This is a genomic window from Mycolicibacterium psychrotolerans (assembly GCF_010729305.1).
GTDB classification, from domain to species: Bacteria; Actinomycetota; Actinomycetes; order Mycobacteriales; family Mycobacteriaceae; genus Mycobacterium; species Mycobacterium psychrotolerans.
On record NZ_AP022574.1, the window covers coordinates 5207370 to 5232217 of the forward strand.

Sequence of the window (24848 nt, forward strand, 5' to 3'; positions counted from 1 at the left end):
ACTTCGCATGTTGGAAGCGATCGCGAACCCCGCCCTCCTGACGCTGGTGATCGCCCCTCTGGTGGTGGCGGTGGTGGCCGCGACCATCGGACGCCGAGCACCCGTCCTCGTCGCGCGGCTCGGCGCGGCGACCGCCGCTGCCGGCCTGCTCATCGCCATCGCCGGCCTACCCACTGCGTCCGACCACCTCGCGGCGGCCCTACTGCTGCTGATCTTCGGCGTCAGCGCGATCGCGCAGGGATTCGCGGTGCGCTACCTGGCCGGCGACTCCCGCGCACCCTGGTTCACCTGTGGCGCATCACTTCTGACCACGGCATCCACGGTGATGGCGTCGGCGACCACGATGGTCGGACTGGCGATCGGATGGACCGCGGTCGGCCTGGCGCTGTGCCTGCTACTGGCCACCTACCGCGAACTCCCCGCCGCACGCGACGGTGTCCGCCGCACCGCACTGGCCTTCTGCATCGGCGACGGTGCGCTCTGGGCGGCCGTCGGCCTGCACCATCTCGGCGCCGAAGCGCTCGCACCGGTGATCGCGGTGCTCATCGTCATCGCCGCACTGTCGCGCTCCGCCCAGATCCCCTTCCACCGCTGGCTGCCCGCCACGCTCGCCGCACCCACGCCGGTGTCGGCCCTCCTGCATGCCGGAGTGGTCAACGGCGGCGGCGTGCTGCTGGTCAAACTCAGCGTGCTCTCGACCCCGCCGGCCGCCGGCATCGTCATCGCCGCAGGCACCGCCTCGATGGCCTACGGCGCGGTCCTCATGCTGGTGCGGCCCGACATCAAAGGCGCACTGGCCTATTCGACGATGGCCCAGATGGGCTTCATGATGCTGACCTGCGGCCTCGGGTTGTGGGCCGCCGCGGTGATCCACCTGATCGGCCACGGCTTCTACAAGGCGACGCTGTTCCTCTCCTCAGGAACGGCGGTAGCGCGGCACCAGCGCCACCGCACGCTCGCCCCGCCCGCGGGCCTGTCGCGCCCGCGGAGGTGGATCATCGCGACCACGGCGGCGCTGCTGCCGCTGAGCGCCCTTGCCGCCGGGATGGTCCTGGTGCCCACCTGGCCCGAAGGTCACGCCGCCGAACTCGCGCTGCTGGTGTTCGCCTGGGTGACCGGGGCGGCCGCGACGTGGGGCTGGCTGCGGCGCCAACCCACGATCGGCGGTGCCGTCGGCGCCACGGCGGTCCTGCTGCCCGCAGCGGTCGCCTATGTCGCGGTGATCAGCGCGGTCAGCCGCTACCTCGCGCCCGCCCTGCCCGCATCCGCCGTGTCCCCCGCCACGGTCTGGGCGGTGATCGCCGGAGCCCTCGCGGTACTCGGCGCCCTGGCGGCCCTGCGCGCATCACCGGCAGCCCTCGGCCTACAGCGCTCGCTCTACACCCACGCGATCAGCGCAGGGACCCTTCACCCCACAGGAGTGCACCGATGACACCGACGGACATCGCCTCACAACGCGCCCGGCTGCGCAGCGACATCCGGCTCGCCGCCCGCGCGCTGCCCACCCACTACCCGCTCGGCACGTTCATCGCGGTCAACCCGCTGGCCGGTCTGCAGACCATGCCCTTCGAGCAGGCCGTGCGGCGGGCGAGCGACGTGTACGGCATGCCCGGCACCCTGCCCGAAGACGTCTTCCGGGCGCTGCACCGGCAGGGCCGCATCACCGACGCAGACCTCGACGCCGTGCTGATGCGGCGCCACCCGAACCTGGCCGACGAGCCGGACCTACACCTGGCAGGCCGCACCGTGACGGCGATCGAACTGCTGCGCGCCGACCTGCTGCACGGCCAGACGGCTCCGGAACCGCTGCGACGCTTCATCACTCACGCCGAGCGCGTCTCGGCCCGGCTCGCCGCCGACATCGACGCGCACGCCGCCACCTGGTGCGCAGCGTTCCTGGGCGGGGGCAGCTGGCCGATGCCCGGCCGCGCCGACGGGTTCTTCGCCGCCTGGCGCGGACTGGGCCGCAACGACCGGACACTGCCGCGGGCGGTACGGAAGCGGTTGCGCGCCATCCCGGATCGCGCGGACGACGCCGTGCTGCAGGCGCTCGAAGCGCTCGGTATCGACGACGACGACCGCGTCACCTATCTGCAGGCGCACCTGACCCGGCTGCCCGGCTGGGCCGCCCACATCCACTGGGGCACAGACCGCGGAGCGGAGATCGACCTGCTGCAGTACCTGGCGATGAGGTTGAGCTACGAGGCCGCGTTCGTGACCGAACCCTCCGCCGCGCCGGCCGCCGAGACGCCTCGCCCCGCGACCCCCACGGCGAGGAGCCGCGCCGCGCACCTGCTGACGGTCTGGGATACCGGCGTGGTCGCGGAGGACGAACTGACCACGGCCGCGCGCATTCTCGCGGCGCTGCCACTCGCGGCGCGGGAGATGCTGTGGCAGCAGGCCTTCGAGAGCCACTACCAGGACAGTCTGCTCACCGCGCTGGCGACCACGCCCGCTCCGGCGCCCGCGTTCGTACACACACAGCTGGTCACCTGCATCGACACCCGCTCGGAAGGGCTGCGCCGGCACCTGGAGAGTCGCGGGGGCTACCAGACCTTCGGCTTCGCCGGGTTCTTCGCAGTCGCAATCCGCTTCACCGGTCTGCTCGGCGGTGAACCGGCCGACCTGTGCCCGGTGCTGATCTCCCCCAACCACGACGTCGCGGAGACGCCGGCCGACGACCGCGACGCCGCACGGCAGATCAGCGGCGCCACCGGGCTGGCAGCGGCCGAAACCGCGTTCCACACCGCCAAGCAGTCGCTCACGGGTCCCTTCACGCTCGCCGAGGCCGCCGGTTGGCTCGCTGCACCGCTCGCGGCAGCCAAGACCGCGGCTCCCGCCACCGTCGGCACGCTTCGTCACCGTCTGCGCGATCTCATCGCGCCGCCGGCGGCGACCGTGCCGGCGGTGGCCGGGATGCCGCTGCCCGAGCGAGTGTTGTTCGCCCAGGCCCTGTTCCAGTCGATCGGCCTGGTGCGCGGCTTCGGTCGGCTGCTGGTGCTCTGCGGACACCACAGCACGACCGAGAACAACCCGTACCAGGCCTCGCTGGACTGTGGGGCCTGCGGCGGGCAGGGCGGCGGGCCCAACGCCCGCACCGCCGCGCTGATCCTCAACGATCCGGAAGTCCGCGGCGAACTGCGCGGATCCGGTGTCGACATCCCCGCTGACACCCTGGTCGTCGCCGCGGTGCACGACACCACCACCGACCGGGTCACGGTGCTCGACGAACACCTGATCCCGGCTGGGCACCGCGCCGACATCGCCCGGCTCAAGGCCGATCTCGCGCACGCGGGCGACGAGCTGGCGGCCGAACGGTGCGCCGACCTGCCGGGCGCCCCACGCCGGCGCTCACCGGCGAAGGCGGCGCGCCACGTAGCGGCACGCTCCCTGGACTGGGCGCAGGTGTACCCGGAGTGGGGGCTCGCCGGTAACGCCGCGTTTATCATCGCCCCGCGCGACGTCACCGCCGGGACCGACCTGCAGCGGCGGGCGTTCCTGCACTCCTACGACGCCGACGTCGACGCCGACGGTACGGCGCTGGAGACCATCATGACCGCGCCGCTGGTGGTCGCCCAGTGGATCAACTGCCAGTACTACTTCTCCACCGTGGCCCCGGGCGCCTTCGGGGCGGGCACCAAGACCATCCACAACGTGGTCGGTGACGCGGGCGTCCTCGCCGGGCATGTGGGCGATCTGCGCCTCGGCCTACCGAAGCAGTCGATCCGGTTCGGCGACAAGCTGATCCACGAACCACAGCGGCTGCTCGCGATCATCCAGGCCCCGCTGCCGCGCATCGACACGGTGATCGAGCGCAACCCGCTGCTGCAACAACTGTTCGACAACGACTGGGTCGCCGTCGCCGCCCGCGAGGACGCCCACGACAGCTGGCGCCGCTGGACCCGCAGCGGGTGGCGCGGCTGGCACGAAACCGCGCTTCCGACAACCACTCACAACAAGGAGATGATCCGATGACACCCACCCTCACGCGGATGACGAAGGTCGAGGTCGTCGTCTCCGGACAGGACGCGGCGGCGGTGCGCGAACTGATCGCCGGCGTCGGCGCCACCGGGTACACCAGCGTGTCCGGAGTGTCCGGACTGGGCCACCACGGCTACCACCAGGGCCGACTGCTGTTCAACCAGCAGGCCACGCTGGAACTGATCATCACCGTGGTGCCCGACGACAAGGTCGAGGCGCTGCTGGCCGGACTGCGCCGCTTCCTCGACGCCTCCCCCGGTGTGCTGTTCGTGACCGAGACCTACGTCAGCCGCCCCGAGTACTTCAGCTGAAAACCCCACGAAAGGAAATGAGTGACATGCCTGATGCGACGACGACCTGGCAGCAACTGAGGGCCGGCATCTCCCACCCCACCGACGGACCGGTCGCCGCGGTGTTTCGCTGCGCCGACGCCGGCATCAGCAGCGAGACGGTGTTCAACCAGCCGTCCGGAGCGCTGCTCGACGTCAGCACCTGGGGTCACGCGGTGGACACCAGCGTGCTGGCCAGCATCGAGTACGCGGTGGAAACCCTCGAGATCCCGCTGGTGGTGGTGCTCGGCCACGACGACTGCCCCGCCATGCGGGCCGCACTCCGGGCGTGGGAACAGGCGCAACTTCCCGACGGCGCGATGCGCACCGCGGTCGAGCATGCGCTGCTCTCGGTGGTGCGGCGCGGAGCGGCCGCCGACTCGGTGGAGTCGGTCACCTCCGCGCACATCGTGGAGACCGGACTGGGGTTGATGCAGCGCTCACCGGCGCTCGCGCGCAGGGTCGACCGGCGGGAGTGCGGAATCGTCTGCGCCACCTTCTCGCCGGCGGACCGGGAGATCAGCGTGCACGCCACCCTGGGTGCGGTCGGCGAGACGAACGGTGTTCTCGTGGAGTGTGTCTGAGCGGCTACTGCGGGGCGGCTACGGCAGGGCAGCGAAGACACTGACCGTCATCAGGGCGATCAGCGTCCACCCGGCGCCCTGCCACGCCCACCAGGCGGGCGCATCCCGCCGGACCCGGGCGCCCCGCAACAGCGACCACGCCGCGCCGGCCAGCAGGATCAGCGGCGCACCGACGGCGGCGCCCGCCCGTTGCGGCGCCCCGCACGCCAGCGCGTCGACCGTCGAACCCGTGCAGGTGCTCATCCACAGCGAGGCCGTGAAGAGGAACAGCAGGCCCGCCGCCGCGAAACCCAATCCGGCACGCACGGCGTCGCGCACGCCGCGGTCGTCGTAACCGACCCCGTGCCGGCTCCGGTGGCCTGACAGGTCCGTCATGAAATCGTGACTTCCCGGACACCCCCGCGGGTAAACGTGATGTGTCGGGACCCGCCCCTACGATCCGGGTGTGACCTGGACACGCTGGCGGGTGGCGGTGGCACTCGGCGTCGCCGCAGGAGCCGGTGCATACCTGCTCGGGGTGCCTGGCTGGTGGAGCCTGCTCGTCGCGGCGCTCACGCCGCTGCTGCCGCGCTTCCTGACCGCGATCGTCGTCGGCGCCGCCACCCCGGGTGAGCGGGAGCGCGCCGTGCGGGACGAGATGTCGGGCACCGAGTTCGAGGACTACGTCGCGCGCATCGCGCGTTCGGTCGGGGTGCCCGTGATCATGACGCCGCTGTCGGGCGACTGGGGCGTCGACCTCATCGTCGGCCACCGGCCGCACCGGCTGGCCGTGCAGTGCAAGCGGCAGTCACGTCCGGTCGGGACAGGCGCGGTGCAGGAGGTGGTGGCCGGCGCGCCGATGCAGGACTGCACCCGCACCATGGTCGTCACCAACCACCAATTCACCCCTGCTGCACGCAAACTCGCCGAACTTCACGGCTGCGAGTTGGTCGGCGGCGCCGAGCTGCCGAGGCTACGCTCGATGATCCGCCGGCTCACCCAGCCGATCGAACCGACATCGACCTGAGCACCGCGCTCACCGCGTCGACCGCCGTGTCGATCTCGTCGCGCGACACCGTCAGCGCCGGCCGGAACCGCACGCTGTCGGGTCCACAGCCGAGCATGATCACACCGGCGTCCCACAGCCGTGCCACCAGCGCGTCCCGCAGTTCGGCACTGGGCATGCTGAACGCGCACATCAGCCCGCGGCCGCGCACGTCGTGCACCAGGGCGGGGAAGGCAGCGGCCACCTCGTCGAGGCGGTCCCGCAGGTAGCGGCCGTTCTCGGCGGCGCGTTCGAACAGCCCCTCGGCCTCGATGACCTCCAGGATGCGGCGGGAGCGAACCATGTCGACCAGGTTGCCGCCCCACGTCGAATTGATCCGCGAGCTGACCGTGAACACGTTGTCGGGCATCTCGTCGACCCGGCCGCCGGCCATCACGCCGCACACCTGGGTCTTCTTGCCGAACGCGACGACATCGGGCATCACGCCGAGTTGCTGGTAGGCCCAGGCTGTCCCGGTGATGCCGCAGCCGGTCTGCACCTCGTCGAAGATCAGCAGCGCGTCGAACTCGTCGCACAGCGCGCGCATCGCGGCGAAGAACTGCGGCCGGATGTGCCGGTCGCCGCCCTCACCCTGGATCGGCTCGGCGATGAAGCACGCGATGTCGTGCGGTGCGGCCTCGAATGCGGCGCGGGCCTGCCGCAGCGACTCGGCTTCGAGCGCCTCGATCTCATCACCCGGGCGCAGGTACGGCGCGTCGATGCGCGGCCAGTCAAACTTGGGGAACCGCGCGACCTTGTTCGGGTCGGTGTTGGTCAGCGACATCGTGTAGCCGCTGCGGCCGTGGAACGCGCCCCGCAGGTGCAGCACCTTGGTACCGAGTTCCGGGCCGCGGCCCTGCGCCTCGTTGAGACGGCTCTTCCAGTCGAAAGCGACCTTGAGCGCGTTCTCGACGGCGAGCGCCCCGCCGTCGACGAAGAACAGATGGGGCAGCGCGGGGTCGCCGAGGACGCGGGCGAAGGTGTCGACGAAGCGGGCCATCGGGACGCTGTAGACGTCGGAGTTGCTCGGCTTGTTCAGCGCCGCGGCGGTCAGCTCGGCGCGGAACTCCTCGTCACCGGCCAGCGCAGGATGGTTCATGCCGAGCGCCGAGGACGCGAAGAACGTGAACATGTCGAGGTAGCCACGGCCGGTGCGGGCGTCGACCAGGTACGAGCCGTGCGAGCGCTCGACATCGAGAACCAGGTCCAGACCGTCGGCCAGGATGCTGCGGGCCAGCACGGGGCGGACGTCGGCAGGGGTGATCGTCGAGGTCACGGCCTGGACGCGCGCCGGCAGAACATCAGTCATACCGGCATCCTAACGGAATATTTCCCGTCAAAGCTACCTTTGACCGCTACTACTCCGGTATGTACCGTCTGTCGCTGTAGAATTTATGTAGGATGATCGTGCTGCGGGTCTTCACATCGGCCGCGGTGCGGATCCGCTGCAGCAGACCTTCCAGCGCCCGCCCCGACGCCACGTGCACCAGCAGGACATAGCTGTCCTCCCCCGCCACCGAATAACAGGCCTCGATTTCGGGGATGTGCTCGAGGCGGGCGGGAGCATCATCGGGTTGAGACGGATCGAGAGGGGTGATGGCGACGAACGCCGAGAGCATGTTGCCGATGGCCTCGGGATTGATCCGGGCCGTGTATCCGGTGACCACGCCGCGCGCCTCCAGCCGGCGCACCCGCGACTGCACCGCCGACACCGACAGCCCGGCCGTCGCGGCCAGCTGCGCCAGCGTGGCGCGCCCGTCGGCGACCAGTTCACGCACCAGCACGCGGTCGATCTCATCGAGCGGCGGGCATTCCTCGGGGCCGGTCATGGCCGCACTGTATCGGAAGGGGGCATGCCTACGTGTCCGTCACTGAAACCTGGCGATTGCGGGCGCAATTCGCGGCCGGGCTGGCGACGATGTACGGCGCCGAAGTCCCCGCTTACCACACACTGGTCGAGGTCAGCTCCGAGGTGAACCGGGGCGTCGTGGCCGCCGACGACGAGGCCGTGCGGCTCGGCTCGCTGGACCGGGTCACCGCTGAACGGCACGGCGCGATCCGCGTCGGCACCGCCGAGGAGCTCGCCGCGGTCGCCGACCTGTTCTCCGCGTTCGGCATGTACCCCGTCGGCTACTACGACCTGCGCGAGGCCGCCTCGCCCGTCCCGGTGGTCTCCACCGCGTTCCGGCCGATCGATCCGGAGGAATTGGCGCGCAACCCCTTCCGGGTGTTCACGTCGATGCTGGCCACGGCCGACCGGCGGTTCTTCTCCGACGACCTGCGCTCGCGGGTGACGGCCTTCCTCCAGACGCGCCAGCTGTTCGATCCCGCGCTGATCGCCGCGGCACGGCGGATCGCCGCCGACGGTGGATGCCCGAGCGGCGAGGCCGACGACTTCGTCGCCGCCGCGGTGTCGGCGTTCGCGCTGTCGCGGGAGCCGATCGACCGGCGCTGGTACGACGAGCTCTCCGCAGTCTCCGCGGTGGCCGCGGACATCGCCGGGGTGCGCTCCACCCACATCAACCATCTGACCCCGCGGGTGCTCGACATCGACGCGCTGCAGCACGAGATGACCACCCGCGGCATCACGATGATCGACCACATCCAGGGTCCGCCGCGCACCCACGGCCCGCAGGTGTTGTTGCGGCAGACCTCGTTTCGGGCGCTCGCCGAACCGCGCCGGCTCCGGCTGGCCGACGGCTCCGTGGTGGACGGGACGCTGCGGGTGCGCTTCGGCGAGGTCGAGCAGCGCGGCATCGCGCTGACGCCGCTGGGCCGGCAGCGCTACGACGCGGCGATGGCGTGCCCCGATCCGGCCGCGGTGTGGGCTCAGCACTTCCCCGCGACCGACGCCGAGCTGGCCGCCTCCGGGCTCGCCTACTACCACGGCGGCGACCCCGCCAGACCTGTTGTCTACGAAGATTTCCTGCCCGCCTCGGCGGCCGGCATCTTCCGCTCCAACCTCGACAGCGACTCCCCCGCCGCCGAGGGCGCCGATGACACCTCTTACAGCCAGCGCTGGATGGCCGGCCGGATCGGCCATCACATTCACGACCCGTACGACCTCTACGAGAAAGCCGCGTGCTCATGACCTCCGTTGTGACCTCCCCCCTGCCCACCTCCGACGCGCTGCGCACCCGCGTGCGCGAGGCGCTGACCGCCGTCGGCGCGCGCGTGCCCCTCGGCGATCCGAACGCCGGCGGCGTCACCGCCAGCTCGCCGATCAACGGCGACGTGCTGTTCACCGTCGCGGAGTCCACGCCCGACCAGGTCGACGCGGCGATCGCCGCGGCCGCCGAGGCGTTCACCACGTGGCGCACCACCCCGGCGCCGGTGCGCGGCGCGCTGGTGGCGCAGCTCGGTCAGCTGCTCGTCGAGCACAAGGAGGAGCTGGCGTCGCTGGTGACCATCGAGGCGGGCAAGATCACGTCCGAGGCCCTCGGCGAGGTGCAGGAGATGATCGACATCTGCGAATTCGCCGTGGGACTCTCCCGCCAGCTCTACGGCAAGACGATCGCGTCGGAGCGGCCCGGCCACCGGCTGATGGAGACCTGGCATCCGCTGGGCGTGGTCGGCGTCATCACGGCGTTCAACTTCCCTGTCGCGGTGTGGGCGTGGAACACCGCGGTCGCGCTGGTGTGCGGTGACACGGTGGTGTGGAAACCCTCCGAGCTGACCCCGCTGACCGCCGTGGCCTGCCATGCGCTGCTGGCCCGGGCGTGCGCCGACGTGGGCGCCCCCGAGGGGGTTTCGCAGCTAGTGCAGGGCGCCCGCGAGGTCGGCGAGCGGCTGGTCGAGGATCATCGCGTCGCGCTGCTCTCGGCGACCGGCTCGGTGCGGATGGGCAGGCAGATCGGGCCGCGGGTGGCACAGCGCTTCGGCAAGGCGCTGCTCGAACTCGGCGGCAACAACGCCGCGGTGGTGACGCCGTCGGCCGACCTGGACCTCGCGGTGCGCGGAATCGTGTTCTCGGCGGCAGGCACGGCCGGTCAGCGCTGCACGACGTTGCGCCGGCTGATCGTGCACTCGTCGATCGCCGACGAGCTGGTGTCCCGGATCGTGTCGGCGTACGCCCAGCTGCCGGTCGGTGACCCGGCGGCCGACGGCACGCTGGTGGGCCCGCTGATCCACGAGACCTCCTACCGCGACATGGTCGGCGCGCTGCAGCAGGCCGCCGCCGAGGGTGGCGAGGTGATCGGCGGCGAGCGCATGGATGTCGGTGACGAGGGCGCGTTCTACGTCCGCCCCGCGGTGGTGCGGATGCCCGCGCAGAGCGAGGTGGTGCACCTCGAGACGTTCGCGCCGATCCTCTACGTAATGACCTATGAGACGCTCGACGAGGCCATCGCGATGAACAATGCTGTGCCGCAAGGTCTTTCGTCGGCGATATTCACCCTCGACGTCCGCGAGGCGGAACGCTTCATGTCCGCCGAGGGGTCGGACTGCGGCATCGCCAACGTCAACATCGGCACGTCGGGCGCCGAGATCGGCGGTGCGTTCGGCGGCGAGAAGGAGACCGGCGGGGGCCGCGAATCGGGCTCGGACGCGTGGAAGGCCTACATGCGGCGCGCGACGAACACGGTGAACTACTCCTCGGAGCTGCCCCTGGCCCAGGGCGTCCACTTCGGCTGATTCTCTTTTCCGCGAGCGCGCATGTTTGCACGCCGACACGCCGCGTCGGGCGTACATTCTGCGCGCGCTCGCGGTTGAGAATCAGCGCATGGAACTGGACGGCAAGGTCGCCATCGTCACCGGCGGGGGCTCAGGAATCGGTGCGGCGATCGCCGGCGGGCTCGCGCAGCGCGGAGTGCGGGTGGTCGTCGGCGACCTCGACGAGCAGAACGCACACGCGACGGCGGAGTCGATCCGCTCGGCCGGCGGTCAGGCGGAGGCGCTGCGGGCCGACGCGGCCGACGTCGTCGACATCGAGGGCATGATCACGCTGGCCAGCCGGGAGTTCGATCCGGTCGACATCTACGTCGCCAACGCCGGCATCATCGGCCATCCCGGGCTGGGCACCGAGGCCGACTGGGACGTCATCCTCGACGTGAACCTGCGCGCTCACATCCGGGCGGCGAAATTGGTTGTCCCGCATTGGCAGTCGCGGGGATCGGGATACTTCGTGTCAGTGGCGTCGGCGGCGGGGCTGCTCACGCAACTCGGTGCTGCCGGCTACGCCGTCAGCAAGCATGCGGCGGTGGGGTTCGCCGAGTGGCTGGCCATCACCTACGGCGACGACGGTATCGGCGTCAGCTGCGTCTGCCCGCTCGGCGTGGAAACCCCCTTGCTGCAGGCGGTTCGGAGCACCGAGGATCCCGACGCCCGGCTCGGTGCGTCGTCGATCGAGCAGTCGGCCTCGGTGATCAGCGCCGACGATGTCGCGACGGCGACGATCGAGGCGATGCTCGCCGGCCGGTTCATGGTGCTTCCCCACGCCGAACTACTCGAGATGTACAGGCACAAGGGCGGCGACTACGACCGCTGGATCGCCGGGATGCGGCGGTATCAGCGCGCACTGCGCGCGCTCTGAGCGGCCGCGAGCGCGCGCTCAGGCACGCACTGCGCGGCGCGTCGGCGTACAAACACGCACGCTCGCGGGAGGAAGGCCTGTCACTCTCCGGCGAACTCGCAGAACGCCGTGTACGCCCGCGCGCCGTAGATCGTCGCCGGGCCGCCGTGCATCATGATCGTCACGCCGATGGCCTCGGCGGCCTCCTCTCTGGTGGCACCGGCGCGCGCCGCCGACTGGGCGTGCGAGGCGATACACCCGTCGCAACCGTGCACGACCCCGATCGTCATCGCCATCAGCTCCTTGGTCTTCCGGCTCAACGCGCCGTCGACAAGCGCCGCCTCACTGATCTCGGCGAATCCCTTGTAGACGTCGGGAATCATCTGCCGCAGCGCGCGATGCTGCGGTCGCAGATCAGCCAGTACCTCGTGGTGGGAGTGGTCGTCCATGCGGCGAGTCTGAGGTCCATTTGCGCTGGCGACGAGGGCCGAAAGGCCCTTCTGCGGCAGCGGCCGTCTTCGTAGCGTCGTGAAGCATGAAGGGCCGACTCGACCGTGCGCAACTGCGCGAGCTCGACCGGTTGAACGCCGACGTGATGTTCGGAGAGTCGACCGTGATCTTCGGTGAGGGCGACCCGGGCGATCACATGCTCGTCATCCGCAGCGGCCACGTCCGCGTCTCGCGCCGCAGCCACGACGGTCGCGACTTCCTGATGGCGGTGCTGGGACCCGGCGACGTGCTCGGCGAGCTCGCCGTCTTCGATCCCGGCCCACGCACCAGCACGGCGACCGCACTGACCCGGGTGATCGCCACCGTGGTGCAGCGCGGGCTGCTGCGCACCGTGCTCACCGACGACCCGCGCTGGTCCTTGCTGCTGCTCGAACGGCTGACCGAGCGCCTCGACGACGTGGAGGCGCAGCTGGTGGGCTTCGCGTCGACGGGGGTCGCCGGCCGGATCGCCGGACAGCTCGTGCACCTCGCGTCGCGCTTCGACACCCGCAGTGACGGCACCGTGCACATCGCCTGCGGGCTGCACAGCGACGACCTCACCCAGCTGGCCGGCGCCGGTCACACCTCCGGCACCGACGCGCTGGCGGCCTTCGCCGCCAAGGGCTGGATCACCCTCGACGAGCACGGGGTGACGATCCGCGACCTCGCCGCGCTGCGGCGCTGCGCCCGGCAGGCCGATGCGCCGATCGCGGTGCACCGACCCGCCTGACCGGACGCGGGATTCGTAAGAATCCCGTAACGACGCGCACGTCAGCCGCACACCGACCGCACCCGGTATGCCACTTCTCGCAAACAGTCACCGCCACCGCACCCGCATGTCGCCCCCTTCCCCGCAGACGTCGGCAAACACGGACCTCCGGCGGAGGCTATGGTCCAGTCGTCGTCGGCGGAGCCCGAGCCGCCCGGCAAGCCCGCTGGGGCGCTGCTTCGCCGCTGGTCAGACGTTTTCTTTCGCCCAGGCAGGGGCCGATGCGCGTGTAATCTCCGAACTCTGGACGGCCGCTTCCGGCCTTCGAGGAAAGGACGAGCGTGGACGTGCGAGCGCAGTTGTCGCAACTCGATGAAAAGACACGGGACGCTCTCGCCCGACGCATCAAATCACGGCTGGCCGAGGCCGGTGACGACACGAGCGAGCACCACGTCGCGATCATCGGAGGCGGTGTCGCGGCGCTGACGCTGGCGCTGCAACTGCGCTCCGAACGCCCCGGCACCCGGGTTCTGGTCGTCGAGCCCACCCCGCACCCGGTACCCGAGATCACCCACACCGTCGGCGAGTCGACGGTCGAGATCTCCGCACACTATCTGCGCGACCGGCTCGGCCTCGCCGACCATCTGCAGAACGCCCAGCTGCGCAAGATGGGGCTGCGGATGTTCTTCACCAACAACGGCAACACCGACATCGCCGATCGGGTGGAGGTCGGCAGCAGCGCGTTCGTTCCGCAGACCACCTATCAGATCGACCGCGGCAGGCTGGAGAACGAGCTCTACCGCCGTTGCGTCGCAGCCGGTGTCGCGTTCGCCACCGGTCGCGTCCGGTCGGTCGACCTCGGCTCCGGGGCCGCACCGCACCGGCTGTCCATCCAGCGCGACGGCGACGTCACCGAGACCACCGCCCGCTGGGTCGTCGACGCCTCCGGCCGCAATCGGCTGCTTCCCCGGGAACTAGATCTCAAGCGGGCCAACGGACATCAGTGCAGCGCGGCGTGGCTGCGCATCAAGACCGAGATCGACGTCGGCGGCTGGAGCGATGACCAGACGTGGCAGTCCCGCCTGACCGAGGGACGACGCGAGTTCTCGACCAATCACCTTATGGGCGAAGGCTATTGGGTGTGGCTGATCCGGCTCGCCTCCGGCGCCACCAGCGTCGGCATCGTGGCCGACCCGGCGTTCCACCCCTTCGACGAGTACAACACCCTGGACAAGGCGATGACCTGGCTGCGCCGGCACGAACCGCAGTGCGCCGCCGTGCTCGACGAGCATGTCGATCAGATCCAGGACTTCCGGGTGATGAAGAAGTACAGCCACACCGTCGACAAGGTCTACGACGGACAGGACCGGTGGTGCCTCACCGGTGACGCGGGCGTCTTCCTGGATCCGCTCTACTCGTCGGGACTCGACCTGGTCGCGATCGGCAACGGGCTGGTGACCGATCTGATCACCCGCGAGCTCGACGGCGCCGACGTCGTCGCCCGCGCGGCCATCAGTGACTCCCTCTTCCGGTCGCTGACCGACATGTGGTGCAACATCTACCGCGACCAGTACGTGCTGATGGGCTCGCCGACGGTGATGGCGGTCAAGGTCATCTGGGACATCGCGTTCTACTGGGGCTTCATCGGGTTCCTGTACAGCAACGACCGATTCACCCAGGTCGCCGACGACCCCGAACTCGTGCCCTACCTACAGGGGCTCATCGACCTGAGCAACCGCATGCAGCAGTTCCTCCGCGAATGGGCCGCCGTCGAACACGACCCGTCCCCGCCGCGGTTCGTCGACCTGTACGTGCCGCTGAACTTCATGGCGACACTGCACCATTCGATGATGGGGACGTCGACCGCGGTGCGCGAGCAGTTCGACGCCAACGCGCTGCTGCTCCGTCAGGTCGCCGGCCAGGTGATCGACGAGGTGCTGACCGACAAGGCGTCCCGCTTCTCCGACGACGACGTGATGGCCCAGGCGCAGGCGTGGCAGCGGGATTCGCTGCTGCGCGAACTCCGGTCGGTGTACCGCGAGCAGCAGGCGATCGACCCGATCAGCACCGACTGGGTCCTGTGCACCGCACCGGCACGATGACAGGCACTGTGAACGGTGCGCTGACCGGATCCGCCGAGCAGCGCCGGGAGCCGCTGGCGATCGTCGGCATCGGATGCCGGCTCCCCGGCGGTGTCGACTCGCCGCAGGACTACTGGCGGCTGCTCCTGAGCGAGACCGACGCCACCCGCGAGGTCCCCGAATCACGCTGGCACGCCGCCCGATTCCATGACCCGCATCCCGGCAAGGCCGGCAAGATGGTCACCCGCCGGGGCGGCTACCTCGAGGAGATCGACCAGTTCGACGCGGCGTTCTTCGGCATCTCGCCGCGCGAGGCGAACCTGCTCGATCCCCAGCAGCGGCTGCTCCTGCATGCCACCTGGGAGGCACTCGAAGACGGCGGCATCCCTGCAGAAGGGTTGGCGGGCAACGACGTCGGCGTGTTCATCGGCGGCTTCACGCTCGACTACCAGCTTCTGCAGAACCAGGGCCGCACCAGCCGGTTCCGCTTCAAGCCGCATTCCGCGACCGGGATGATGATGACGATGCTCGCGAACCGGATCTCGTTCGCGTTCGACTTCCGCGGTCCGAGCATGGCGATCGACACAGCGTGTTCCAGTTCGCTGGTCGCCGTGCACCTTGCCGCGCAGAGCATTTGGAACGGCGACTGCGAGCTCGCCCTGGCCGGCGGGGTCAACATCATCGTCGGCCCCAACACCGCGATCGCCGAGTCCAAGAGCGGCTTCCTCAGCCCCGACGGCCGCTGCAAGGCCTTCGACGAATCCGCCGACGGCTACGCGCGCGGTGAGGGCGGCGCCGTCGTCGTCATCAAACCCCTGTCCGAGGCGCTGTGCGACGGAGACCGCATCTATGCCCAGATCCTCGGGACCGCGGTCACCCAGGACGGGCACACCGACGGCATCACCGTGCCCAGTGAGGACGCCCAACGGGCTGCGATCACCACCGCGTTGCAGCGGGCCGGCGTGCAACCCACAGAGGTCGGCTACGTGGAGGCGCACGGCACCGGGACCCCGGTCGGCGACCCCGTCGAGACGCGGGCACTGGCCGGTGCGCTCGCCGCCGACCGCTCCGCCGACGACCCGCTGCTGATCGGCTCGGTGAAGACCAACATCGGCCACCTCGAAGCCGGGGCCGGTGTCGCCGGGCTGATCAAGGCCGCACTCGCGCTGCAGCACGCGACGATCCCGGCGAGCCTGCACCTGATCACCCCGAGCAGTCCGCTCGCCGAGCTGCATCTCGACGTCCCGCGCACCGCGCAACCGTTCCCGGGCGGGAAGCGGCGCGTCGCCGGCGTCAACTCCTTCGGGTTCGGCGGGACCAACGCGCACGTCGTGCTCGCAGAACCGCCGACCGCGTCCGCTTCGCGCGAGCACCGTCAGGACTCGAACCTGACTCTGCTGCCGGTGTCCGCACGCTCCGAAGAGGCGCTGACCGCCACGGCCCGTCAGCTGGCCGATCACCTTCGCGCGCAACCGGATCTGACGCTGTCCGACCTCGGCTACACGCTCAGCCGGCGCCGTTCCCACCTGAGCTACCGCCGCACCCTGACCGTCGACGGCATCGACGATGCCCGCGAACAACTCGACGCCCTGGCCGCCGGCGGCGGACAGGCCGCCCTGGGACGCTCTGGTCCCGACACGTCGAAGCTGGCATTCGTCTGCACCGGGATGGGCCCGCAGTGGGCGCAGATGTGCCGGGGGCTGCTCGACGTCTACCCCGCCTTCACCGCCAGCATCGAGCGCACAGATCGCGAACTCGCCCGCCACACCGACTGGTCGTTGCTGGAGGAACTCCGCCGCGACGACGAATCCAGCCGGATGGGCGAAACCGAGTTCGCGCAGCCGGCGAACTTCGCGATCCAGATCGCGCTGGCCGAACAGCTGCGCCACTTCGGCGTCGTGCCCGACGCGGTGATCGGGCACAGTGCCGGCGAGGTGGCCGCGCACCATCTCGCCGGTCTGCTCACCTTCGAGCAGGCCGTGTCGGTGATCTACCACCGCAGCCGGCTGCAGCAACGCACCACCGGACTGGGCCGCATGGTCGCCGTCGGCCTGAGCGCCGAAACGCTGATGGAGACCATCGATCCCGCCAGTGCCGCGGAGTTCGGCCGCCGGGTGTCCGTCGCGGCGATCAACAGCCCGCACGCGGTGACGATCGCCGGCGACGAGGACGTCCTGGCCGATATCGTGCGCCAACTCGACGAGGCGCAGGTCTTCAACCGGTATCTCGCCGTGAAGGTGCCGTACCACACGCACTACATGGACAGCGTGAAAGAGGACCTGTACGCCGCGTTCGACGGCCTGTCATCGGCCACGGCGACGATCCCGCTGTACTCGACCGTCACCGGCGAACGGCTCACCGACTACACCGCCGGCGCCGCCTACTGGTGGCAGAACACCCGCGCCACGGTGCTTTTCGAAGCGGCGGCGTGCCGGATGCTCGACGACGGCTACACCCACTTCGTGGAGCTGGGCCCGCATCCGGTGCTGGCCTCGTCGCTTCTGGAGACCGCCGGATCGCAACGGGTGCTCACCGTGGCGAGCCAACGGCGCGGCGACGACGACGCCCGCACACTGATGAACTGCGTGGGGACCGTGCACAGCCACGGCCACGACATCGACTGGGAGACCCTGCATCCCGCCGACGGTGCCCGCCTCGTCACGTTGCCGACCTACCCGTGGCAGTCCAAGCGGTACTGGAACGAGACCCCGGAGGCAGCCGAAGATCTGCACTACCAACCGGTACATCCGCTGCTGGGGCAGCCTGTGGCGGGCGCCCACCCGACCTGGGAGGTCGAACTCAGCACCGCCGTGCTGCCGTTCCTGGCCGACCATCAGGTGCAGGGCACCGTGGTGGTACCCGGCGCCGTGTTCCTCGAGATGGCGCTGGCCGCGGCATCGGAGACCTACGGATCGCCCTGCAGCGTCGACGACCTCGTGCTGCACCGCGCCCTCATCCTCGACGACACCTGCGACCCCGTCGTGCGGACGACCCTCGACGAGGCCAAGGGCACGATCGAGTTCACCGCGTTCACCGCGATAGGTGACGGCGACTTCGGCTGGACGGTCACCGCGGCCGCCGAACTCAACACCCTCGGCTCACCGCCGGCGCACTCCCTGGCGACCGACGACCAGCCCGCGATCCACCTGGGCGCCGACGAGTTCTATGCCCGCACCGCGTCTCTCGGCTTCGACTACGGTGACGTGTTCCGCCCGGTGCGTGACGTCGGCGGCGGCGACGGCTGGGCCAGGGCGCAACTGGCCATCCCGGCCGAAATCGCCACCGACCTCGAGGACTTCCACTTTCATCCGGCGCTGATCGACGGCGCGTTCCAGACGCTGTTCGGCACGACCGCCGTCGCCGGCGCCGCCGCGGGCACCTACCTTCCGACGCGCGTGCGGCACAGCGCCGTCTACGGCAGGCCGCAACCAGACATGACGGTGCACGTGCGGGTCGTGTCGGCCGGGCGTGAGGAGATCGAGAGCGACATCACGATCGTCGACCGGCTCGGCGAGACCCTCGCGGTGCTGCACGGCTTCACCGTCCAGTCGCTCAGTGCCTCCTCGACGATGTCGACCGAGCGCATCGACCGCGGCCTCTACGAGGTGCAGTGGGAGGCCCATCCGCCGGCCGACGAGGTCGAATCCCCCACCACCGGTTCGTGGCTGATATTCGTCGACACAGTGGGGTTCGGCGCAGCGCTCGCCCGGGCGCTGCGCGCACGCGGACACCATGTCTGCGAGGTCATCCACCAACCGGTCGACACGCTCACCGAGCTCGACGAGGGCTATGCCGTCGATCCGCAACGAGCAGAACAGGTTCGGGAGCTACTCGACGTCGTGGCGCAGCGTGACGGCGCCCTGACCGGGGTCGTCGACCTCTGGCCGGTCGACATCTACGCCGGCTCCGACGACCGGCTCGGTGTCATCACCCTGCTGAACCTGGTCAACGCGCTCGCCCAGCTCGACGGCGCCAAACCGCGCCTGCACGTGGTGACCGCCAACGCGCAACCGGCGCTGGGCACCGAGGAACTGGCCGTCGACCAGGCCACGGTCTGGGGTCTGGGCAGGGTCATCGGGCATCAGGAGTTCCCCGAACTGTGGGGCGGCCTGGTCGACATCGACGACACCGACGACGTGGACCTGACCGCCGGACGGCTCTGCCGGCACCTCCTCGACACCGACGCCGAGGATCAGATCGCCTTGCGCGGCGACACCACGCTGGCTCCGCGGTTGCGTCCCTGCGCGACACTGACCAAGCCGTTCCCGACCAAGCTGAGCGCCAACGCCACCTACGTCGTCACCGGGGGCACCGGTGCGCTCGGCCGCAGCGTCGCCCTCTTCCTCGCCGAGCGCGGGGCGCGGCACATCACGCTGCTGAGCCGCCGCGAGATCCCCGCCCGCACGCTGTGGCCGCAACTCCCCCAGGACGACCCGCATTTCGCGACCGTCGAGACGATCCGCCGGATCGAACGCCTCGGCGCCCAGGTGCGGTGCGCGGCCGTCGACATCACCGACGCCGAACACGTCGAACGCTGGCGCGACGAGTACCTGCAGGGCGGCCTGCCCCCGATCCGCGGCATCGTGCACGCCGCCGGATCGGTCGACGACCGACTGCTGGTGAACATGACCGAGCAGGACTTCGCGGCGGTGATGGCCCCCAAGGTCATCGGAACCCGGCTGCTGCACAACGCGTTCGAGAAGGCCGAACTCGAGTTCTTCGTGATGTTCGGATCGGCCGGCTCGGTCATCGCCTCCCCCGGCCAGGGCAACTATGCCGCCGCGAACGCCTATCTCGACGCCTTCGCGCACTACCGCCGGCTGCGCGGGCTGCCCGCGCTGACCATCGGGTGGGGTCCGTGGTCGGTCGGGATGGTCGAAGAACTCAAGCTGGAACGGATCTATGCGCAGCGCGGCATCGAGCTGATCACCCCCGGTGCTGGCGTGCGGATACTGGATCGGCTCCTCGCGCAGAAGACACCCCACGTCGTCGCGATCACCGCGGACTGGGGCCGCGCCCGCCAGGCGAGCTTCAGCGCGCACCTGCCGGCGATCTTCGGTGACCTCGAGGCCACCGGCGCCGCAGCCGCCGACGCGGGAGGCGCCTCGATCATCGACATCCTAGCGGCCACGCCGGACGACGAGCGGCTCGGCGTCGTGACCGAATACGTCCGTGATGTGGTGGCCAATGTGTTCGACTGCGCCGCAAGCGATATCGATCCCGAGGTGATGCTGGACGACCTGGGCCTGGACTCGATGATGGCGATGGAGTTCCGGGTGCGGGTGAACAGCCTGTTCTCCATCGACCTGCCGGTGCTCGAGATCTTGCGCGGTGTCAGCGTGAGCTCGCTCGCGGCACGAATCCTGTCCGAGCTCCGGCAGATCCACGCCGACAGCGAGGCCGAGGCGGCCGGCCAGGACACCGATGCCGCAGGCAGCGGAGACGACTTCGATCGGCTGATCGAGACCCTCTCCGACGACGAACTCCGCGCGCTGCTCGACGACCTGGAAGGGGCCGGCTAGCGGTGACCGCGGCAGATCAGGCGCCTGCCGTCCACGTCCGGGGGCTGAGCAAGTCCTACGGCCGGCTGGCCGCCGTCCGCGACGTGGACCTGGACGTCGCGTACGGCGAGATCGTCGCGATCCTCGGGCCCAACGGCGCAGGCAAGTCGACGACCATCGAGATCCTCGAAGGACACCGGAAGCGGGATGCCGGGCAGGTACGGGTGCTCGGCGAGGACCCCGGGACCGCAGATCGGCAGTGGCGGGCCAAGATCGGCATCGTTCTGCAGGAAGCCAGCGACTTCGGCGTGCTCACCGTCGCCGAGACGGTGCAGATGTTCCGGCAGTGCTACGGACAGGCCCGTGCGGCTGAGGAGGTGCTCGACCTCGTCGGGCTCGCGTCGACCGCCGACTCGCGGGTGCGGACCCTCTCGGGCGGGCAGCGCCGCCGACTCGACGTCGCGCTCGGCATCATCGCGACCCCCGACCTGCTTTTCATGGACGAACCGACCACCGGCTTCGATCCCGAGGCGCGGCGCCAGTTCTGGGACCTGATCCGGCTACTTGCCGCCGACGGCACCACCATCGTGCTCACCACCCACTACCTGGAAGAGGCCGCCACGCTGGCCGACCGCGTCGCGGTGATCGCCGGTGGCCGGGTGGTGGCCGTCGACACGCCCGAACGCCTGACCGCGCAGGCGAACTCGGTGGCCACGGTGCGGTGGACCGAACACGGCGAGGTGCGCACCGTGCAGACCGACCGCCCGACCGAGCTCATCCGGGACCGGTCGGCCGACGGCACCGAGATGCCCGAGCTGACGGTCACCAGGCCGACGCTCGAGGACGCGTACCTGAATCTGATCGGGCAGCCGTGATGGCGACCAACCGCGTCGAGGGGCCGGCACAGGCCCGGCACAGTGCCGCCCCGTCGTCACCGGCGCTGCCGTCCGCGCTGCGCATCGGAGTGTCACGAATCGTCCCGGAGCTGAAGATGTTCTACCGGCGCCCCGAGCAGGTGGTGCTGACGTTCTCGATGCCGGCGATCATCTGTCTGCTGCTCGGGTCGATCTTCTCGGCGGCGATGCCCGGCAGCGACGTCAGCACCGGGGCAGTGATCGCCGCGAGCATGCTCGCCTACGGCATCCTCTCGACGTCGTTCATCAACCTGGGCATCAGCGTCGCCGCCGACCGCGAGACCGGGGCACTGCGCCGGCTGCGCGGCACACCGGCGACCGCCACGTCGTACTTCGTCGGCAAGATCGCGCTGGTCGCGATCGCCGGCCTCGCCGAGGCGGTGATCCTGCTGGCCGTCGGGGTGCTCGTGTTCGGCCTGCGGCTGCCGACCGGTCTGGCCGAATGGTGGACGCTGGGCTGGGTTTTCGCGCTCGGCATCACGAGCTGCTCGCTGCTGGGCGTGCTGGTCAGCAACATCGCCAACAACGCGGTGTCGGCCGCGGTGCTGACGAACGGCCCCGCGGTCGGGCTGCAATTCGTCTCGGGCACCTACGTGCCCCTGATCATGTTGCCGACCTGGATGCTCGTCATCGGATCGCTGTTCCCGGTGAAGTGGATGGCCCAGGGATTCCGGTCGGTGCTGCTGCCCCCGCAGATGGTCACGGCAGAGCCGGCCGGCAGCTGGGAGCACGGCCGGATCTTCCTGGTGCTCGCCGCATGGACCGTCGTCGGACTGCTGGCCTGCCTGCGGGCATTCCGATGGTCGGAGCAGCGCTGACCATGCCGCCGCTGCTGACCATCACCTACCACTTCTTTTTGCAGATCGTGGTGATCCTGGCGACCTACCGGCTGCTGTGGCCGCTGTTCCGCCGACTCGGCCAGGTACAGGTGGTCGCCATCATGGTGGCCGGATTCCTGCTCGGCCCTTCGGTTCTCGGGTGGCTGTGGCCGGCCGCGCAGCACTGGCTGTTCCCGACGAAGCTGACCATCGGCGCCGAGACCATCACCCATCCCAACCTGGTCGCCATCTACGTCGTCGGCCAGCTCGGGCTCGTGCTCTACATGTTTCTGGTCGGGTCGTCGTTCAAGCTCGACATCCTGGGCGCGCACACCCGGCAAGCGGGCGCGACGTCGGCCGCCGGCATCGCCGTCCCGCTGGTGCTGGGCGGCGTCCTCGGCTGGTGGATGGTCGATTCCGGCGGCTACTTCACCGACAAGGTCGCGCACTGGCAGGGCGGGCTGTTCGTGGCGGCGGCCGTGGCCATCACGGCCTTCCCGATGCTGGCGTGGATCGTCTCCGACTCCGGGCTGCTCAACACCCGGCTGGGCACGATGTCGCTGTCGTGCGCCGCGGTCGACGACGCCTGCTCGTGGGTGCTGCTGGCGACCGTGGTGGCCACGGCCAAGGGCAGCCTGCTCGGCGCCGTCGTGGCCGTCGGCGGTGGCCTGCTCTACCTGTTGTTCATGGTGTATCTCGGCCGGCCGCTGCTGGCGCGCCTCGAAACGTGGACACCCCGCAGCGCCGACACCGAACGCACCGGCGGCCTGCCGGTCGCCCAACTGAGCATCATCCTGCTGGTCGTGCTGACCGCGAGCTGGTTCACCGACCTGGTCGGAATCTATTCGGTGTTCGGCGCTTTCGTGGCAGGGCTGGTGATGCCGCGCGGCGCGCTGCTCGACGCGGTGCGGGAGCGGTTCGAACCGCTGACCGCCTACCTGCTGCTGCCCGGCTTCTTCATCTACTCCGGCCTGAACACCCAGCTGACCCTGATCCTCGACGGCTCCACCCTGCTGATGGCGGCCATCGTGCTGCTGGTGTCGTTCGCCGCCAAGTTCGGCGCCGTCGGGCTTGCGGCGCGCTGGCAGGGCATGAGCTGGTACGAGGCCGGGTCGATGGGAGCGCTGGCCAACGCCCGCGGCCTGATGGAGCTGATCCTGCTCAACATCGGCCTGGAAGCCGGCCTGATCTCCGGCAAGCTGTACACGATCCTGGCGGTGATGACAATCATCACCACGTTCGTCGCGACCCCGTTGCAGCGCCTGTTCGAGCGCCGGCTTCGAAGAACGGGAGCGCGGTTCGGCCCCACCGGTGTGCAGCCGGACCGGGAGGCGTCGCAGGCTTAGCGCGGCGAGCGGCGAGCCTGCGCTCGACCCGTGTCGGACATGTGTCAGGATCGGCGGCATGGCGGCACCACGCCGGCACCTGTCCCCTGATGCGCGCCGCACCGAACTGCTGGCACTCGGCGCCGAGGTGTTCGGGCTGCGACCCTACGACGAGGTCCGCATCGACGAGATCGCCGAACGGGCCGGGGTTTCCCGCGCGCTGATGTACCACTACTTTCCGGACAAGCGCGCCTTCTTCCCCGCCGTCGCGCGGGCCGAAGGTGAGCGCCTGTTCGAGGCGACGAGCACGCCACCACTGCCGGGGCAGACGCTGTTCGGACAGGTGCGCAACGGTGTGCTGGCGTACCTGCGCTACGACGAGGAACATCCGCATCGCGCGTGGGCCGCATCAACCGGCCGTACGGATCCGCTGCTGCGGGGCATCTCGGACGTCGACAACGACCGCCAGGCCGACCGCATCCTCGGTCGGATGACCGCTGTCGTCGGCGTGCCGGTGGACGAGAAGGTGGAGCGCGATCTGCGCGCAGCCGTCTACGGCTGGCTGGCGTCGACGTTCGAGATGTGCCGGCAGCGCTTGATGGACCCGTCGCTGGACGTGGACCTCATCGCCGACCTGTGCGCGCACACGTTGATGGACGGCGTCGGTCGGGTGCCCGGCATCCCGGCTGCGCTCGCCGACGCGGTGGCCGCGCCGCAGCGCTGACCGCTCGCGTTATTCCTAGCCGACAGCCTCACCCCTCGAGAGGCAGGGGCGCGCAAGGGGCTCGCTTCTCAGCCGCAACGGGCGCGGAAGTCGACCGCCGGCTGCTTGATGCCCTGCAACTCCGCCCGCACCTGAGGATTGGCGTCCCCGTATGCGCCCAGCGCCGCCTGACGGTCCTCCTTGGGAACGTCCTTCAGGGACGTGAAGAAATCGTTGACCTGCGGGTGCGTGAACAGGTAGGCCGACGTCGCTGCAGTGATACCGGACATGATGCCCGCGAGATCGGCTGCCGTGCAGTTCGGTTGCGCCTGAGCGGGCACAGCGCTGCCGGCCATGACGGCAGCGACGCCGAGCACCCCTGCCAACAGCCGCCGCGCGGTGATGAAATGAAAGGCCACTGTCTTCTCCTCGATCGTCATTGATGTGCTCATCGCCGTCCGCCACGGCCGCCGCCGCCGCCGCCACCGCCGGGCCGGTTTCCGGGACGGCCCGGGGCTCCGATGCCGACGCCGGGATCCCAGTCCGCGTTGATGTTCCACGTGACGCCGTCGTCGCAGTTCCAGTCATACTCACACGGATAGGGCACGTACGGGCCTGACCCCGACCCCGGTCCTGCACCGTTGTCGGCGCCGCGCACGGTGCCCTGCGAGCACACCGTGGTGCCGCCCGAGCTCACACAATCGGCACCCGCCGTCGGCGTCGCCTGCAGACCCGCACACACCAGGACGGAGGCCACCATCACGTACGCCACCCGCATCGGCTGACTTCCCTTCGTTGCGCACAGGCCGACAATGACCGTGCCCGATCTGAGCTTAGGAAGGTACCGACGGGTGGTGCATCCCCCACAACGGGTGAAACCG

General features: G+C 70.0%; 21 protein-coding genes. 15 read left to right on the forward strand and 6 right to left on the reverse strand.

Annotation, left to right across the window (positions count from 1 at the left end):
* Positions 1–7: 7 nt before the first annotated feature.
* From G6N45_RS25200 to G6N45_RS25215, 4 genes are read left to right on the forward strand one after another with little or no spacing between them, the layout of a single operon-like run.
* Positions 8–1432 (forward strand): proton-conducting transporter transmembrane domain-containing protein, encoded by a 1425-nt coding sequence (locus G6N45_RS25200; RefSeq protein WP_163726309.1) that lies wholly within the window; start codon positions 8–10, stop codon positions 1430–1432.
* Complete coding sequence (locus tag G6N45_RS25205) at positions 1429–3975, forward strand: DUF2309 domain-containing protein (RefSeq protein ID WP_163726312.1); 2547 nt, start codon at positions 1429–1431, stop codon at positions 3973–3975. The genes G6N45_RS25200 and G6N45_RS25205 overlap by 4 nt, the downstream gene beginning before the upstream one ends.
* Positions 3972–4292 carry a P-II family nitrogen regulator gene (locus tag G6N45_RS25210; RefSeq protein ID WP_048469421.1) on the forward strand — a complete coding sequence of 107 codons (321 nt, stop codon included), beginning with the start codon at positions 3972–3974 and terminating at the stop codon, positions 4290–4292. Before G6N45_RS25205 ends, G6N45_RS25210 begins: the two co-directional genes overlap by 4 nt.
* A 26-nt stretch (positions 4293–4318) precedes the next feature.
* Positions 4319–4894, forward strand: a complete 576-nt coding sequence (locus G6N45_RS25215) for a carbonic anhydrase (protein ID WP_163726315.1) — start codon at positions 4319–4321, stop codon at positions 4892–4894.
* 18 nt (positions 4895–4912) lie between these two features.
* On the opposite strand, the gene G6N45_RS25220 is transcribed toward G6N45_RS25215, so the two are convergent.
* On the reverse strand, positions 4913–5269 hold the full coding sequence (locus G6N45_RS25220; RefSeq protein ID WP_163726318.1) for a hypothetical protein: 357 nt from the start codon (positions 5267–5269) through the stop codon (positions 4913–4915).
* Between the two features lie 70 nt (positions 5270–5339).
* Here G6N45_RS25220 and G6N45_RS25225 point away from each other — a divergent pair, with 70 nt between their 5' ends.
* Positions 5340–5900, forward strand: a complete 561-nt coding sequence (locus G6N45_RS25225) for a restriction endonuclease (protein ID WP_163726322.1) — start codon at positions 5340–5342, stop codon at positions 5898–5900.
* On the opposite strand, the gene lat is transcribed toward G6N45_RS25225, so the two are convergent.
* Entirely contained in the window at positions 5869–7227 is a 1359-nt protein-coding gene (gene lat / locus G6N45_RS25230) for an L-lysine 6-transaminase (protein WP_163726325.1), read from the reverse strand. The genes G6N45_RS25225 and lat overlap by 32 nt on opposite strands.
* Before the next feature lie 49 nt (positions 7228–7276).
* On the reverse strand, positions 7277–7747 hold the full coding sequence (locus G6N45_RS25235; RefSeq protein WP_163726328.1) for an Lrp/AsnC family transcriptional regulator: 471 nt from the start codon (positions 7745–7747) through the stop codon (positions 7277–7279).
* Between the two features lie 32 nt (positions 7748–7779).
* Here G6N45_RS25235 and hglS point away from each other — a divergent pair, with 32 nt between their 5' ends.
* From hglS to G6N45_RS25250, 3 genes are all read left to right on the forward strand, one after another.
* Positions 7780–9009, forward strand: coding sequence for a 2-oxoadipate dioxygenase/decarboxylase (hglS, locus tag G6N45_RS25240; RefSeq protein WP_163726331.1), 1230 nt, complete (start codon positions 7780–7782; stop codon positions 9007–9009).
* Positions 9006–10550 (forward strand): L-piperidine-6-carboxylate dehydrogenase, encoded by a 1545-nt coding sequence (amaB, locus tag G6N45_RS25245; protein WP_163726334.1) that lies wholly within the window; start codon positions 9006–9008, stop codon positions 10548–10550. The genes hglS and amaB overlap by 4 nt, the downstream gene beginning before the upstream one ends.
* An 88-nt stretch (positions 10551–10638) precedes the next feature.
* On the forward strand, positions 10639–11448 hold the full coding sequence (locus G6N45_RS25250) for an SDR family NAD(P)-dependent oxidoreductase (protein ID WP_163726337.1): 810 nt from the start codon (positions 10639–10641) through the stop codon (positions 11446–11448).
* An 80-nt stretch (positions 11449–11528) separates the two neighbouring features.
* On the opposite strand, the gene G6N45_RS25255 is transcribed toward G6N45_RS25250, so the two are convergent.
* Positions 11529–11876: a carboxymuconolactone decarboxylase family protein gene (locus G6N45_RS25255; RefSeq protein ID WP_163726340.1), complete on the reverse strand. Its 348-nt coding sequence runs from the start codon at positions 11874–11876 to the stop codon at positions 11529–11531.
* 86 nt (positions 11877–11962) lie between these two features.
* Here G6N45_RS25255 and G6N45_RS25260 point away from each other — a divergent pair, with 86 nt between their 5' ends.
* The 7 genes from G6N45_RS25260 (at position 11963) to G6N45_RS25290 (ending at position 23988) form a co-directional block, all read left to right on the forward strand.
* Entirely contained in the window at positions 11963–12646 is a 684-nt protein-coding gene (locus G6N45_RS25260; RefSeq protein ID WP_163726343.1) for a Crp/Fnr family transcriptional regulator, read from the forward strand.
* Between the two features lie 320 nt (positions 12647–12966).
* Complete coding sequence (locus tag G6N45_RS25265) at positions 12967–14727, forward strand: NAD(P)/FAD-dependent oxidoreductase (protein WP_179965239.1); 1761 nt, start codon at positions 12967–12969, stop codon at positions 14725–14727.
* The gene (locus tag G6N45_RS25270) at positions 14724–20228 is read left to right on the forward strand and encodes a type I polyketide synthase (protein WP_163726346.1); all 5505 of its coding nucleotides are present in this window, start codon (positions 14724–14726) and stop codon (positions 20226–20228) included. Before G6N45_RS25265 ends, G6N45_RS25270 begins: the two co-directional genes overlap by 4 nt.
* 2 nt (positions 20229–20230) lie before the next feature.
* Positions 20231–21082 carry an ABC transporter ATP-binding protein gene (locus G6N45_RS25275; protein ID WP_163726349.1) on the forward strand — a complete coding sequence of 284 codons (852 nt, stop codon included), beginning with the start codon at positions 20231–20233 and terminating at the stop codon, positions 21080–21082.
* Positions 21082–21939, forward strand: a complete 858-nt coding sequence (locus tag G6N45_RS25280; RefSeq protein ID WP_163726352.1) for an ABC transporter permease — start codon at positions 21082–21084, stop codon at positions 21937–21939. The genes G6N45_RS25275 and G6N45_RS25280 overlap by 1 nt, the downstream gene beginning before the upstream one ends.
* Positions 21921–23285 carry a cation:proton antiporter gene (locus G6N45_RS25285; RefSeq protein WP_246228794.1) on the forward strand — a complete coding sequence of 455 codons (1365 nt, stop codon included), beginning with the start codon at positions 21921–21923 and terminating at the stop codon, positions 23283–23285. The genes G6N45_RS25280 and G6N45_RS25285 overlap by 19 nt, the downstream gene beginning before the upstream one ends.
* A 58-nt stretch (positions 23286–23343) precedes the next feature.
* On the forward strand, positions 23344–23988 hold the full coding sequence (locus G6N45_RS25290; RefSeq protein WP_163726354.1) for a TetR/AcrR family transcriptional regulator: 645 nt from the start codon (positions 23344–23346) through the stop codon (positions 23986–23988).
* 68 nt (positions 23989–24056) lie between these two features.
* Here the strand turns inward: G6N45_RS25290 and G6N45_RS25295 are convergent, their stop codons facing one another.
* A complete protein-coding gene (locus G6N45_RS25295) occupies positions 24057–24407 on the reverse strand; it encodes a heme-binding protein (RefSeq protein WP_163726357.1) in 351 nt (116 codons plus the stop codon).
* 8 nt (positions 24408–24415) lie between these two features.
* The gene (locus G6N45_RS25300) at positions 24416–24745 is read right to left on the reverse strand and encodes a hypothetical protein (protein ID WP_163726359.1); all 330 of its coding nucleotides are present in this window, start codon (positions 24743–24745) and stop codon (positions 24416–24418) included.
* Between the last annotated feature and the right edge of the window lie 103 nt (positions 24746–24848).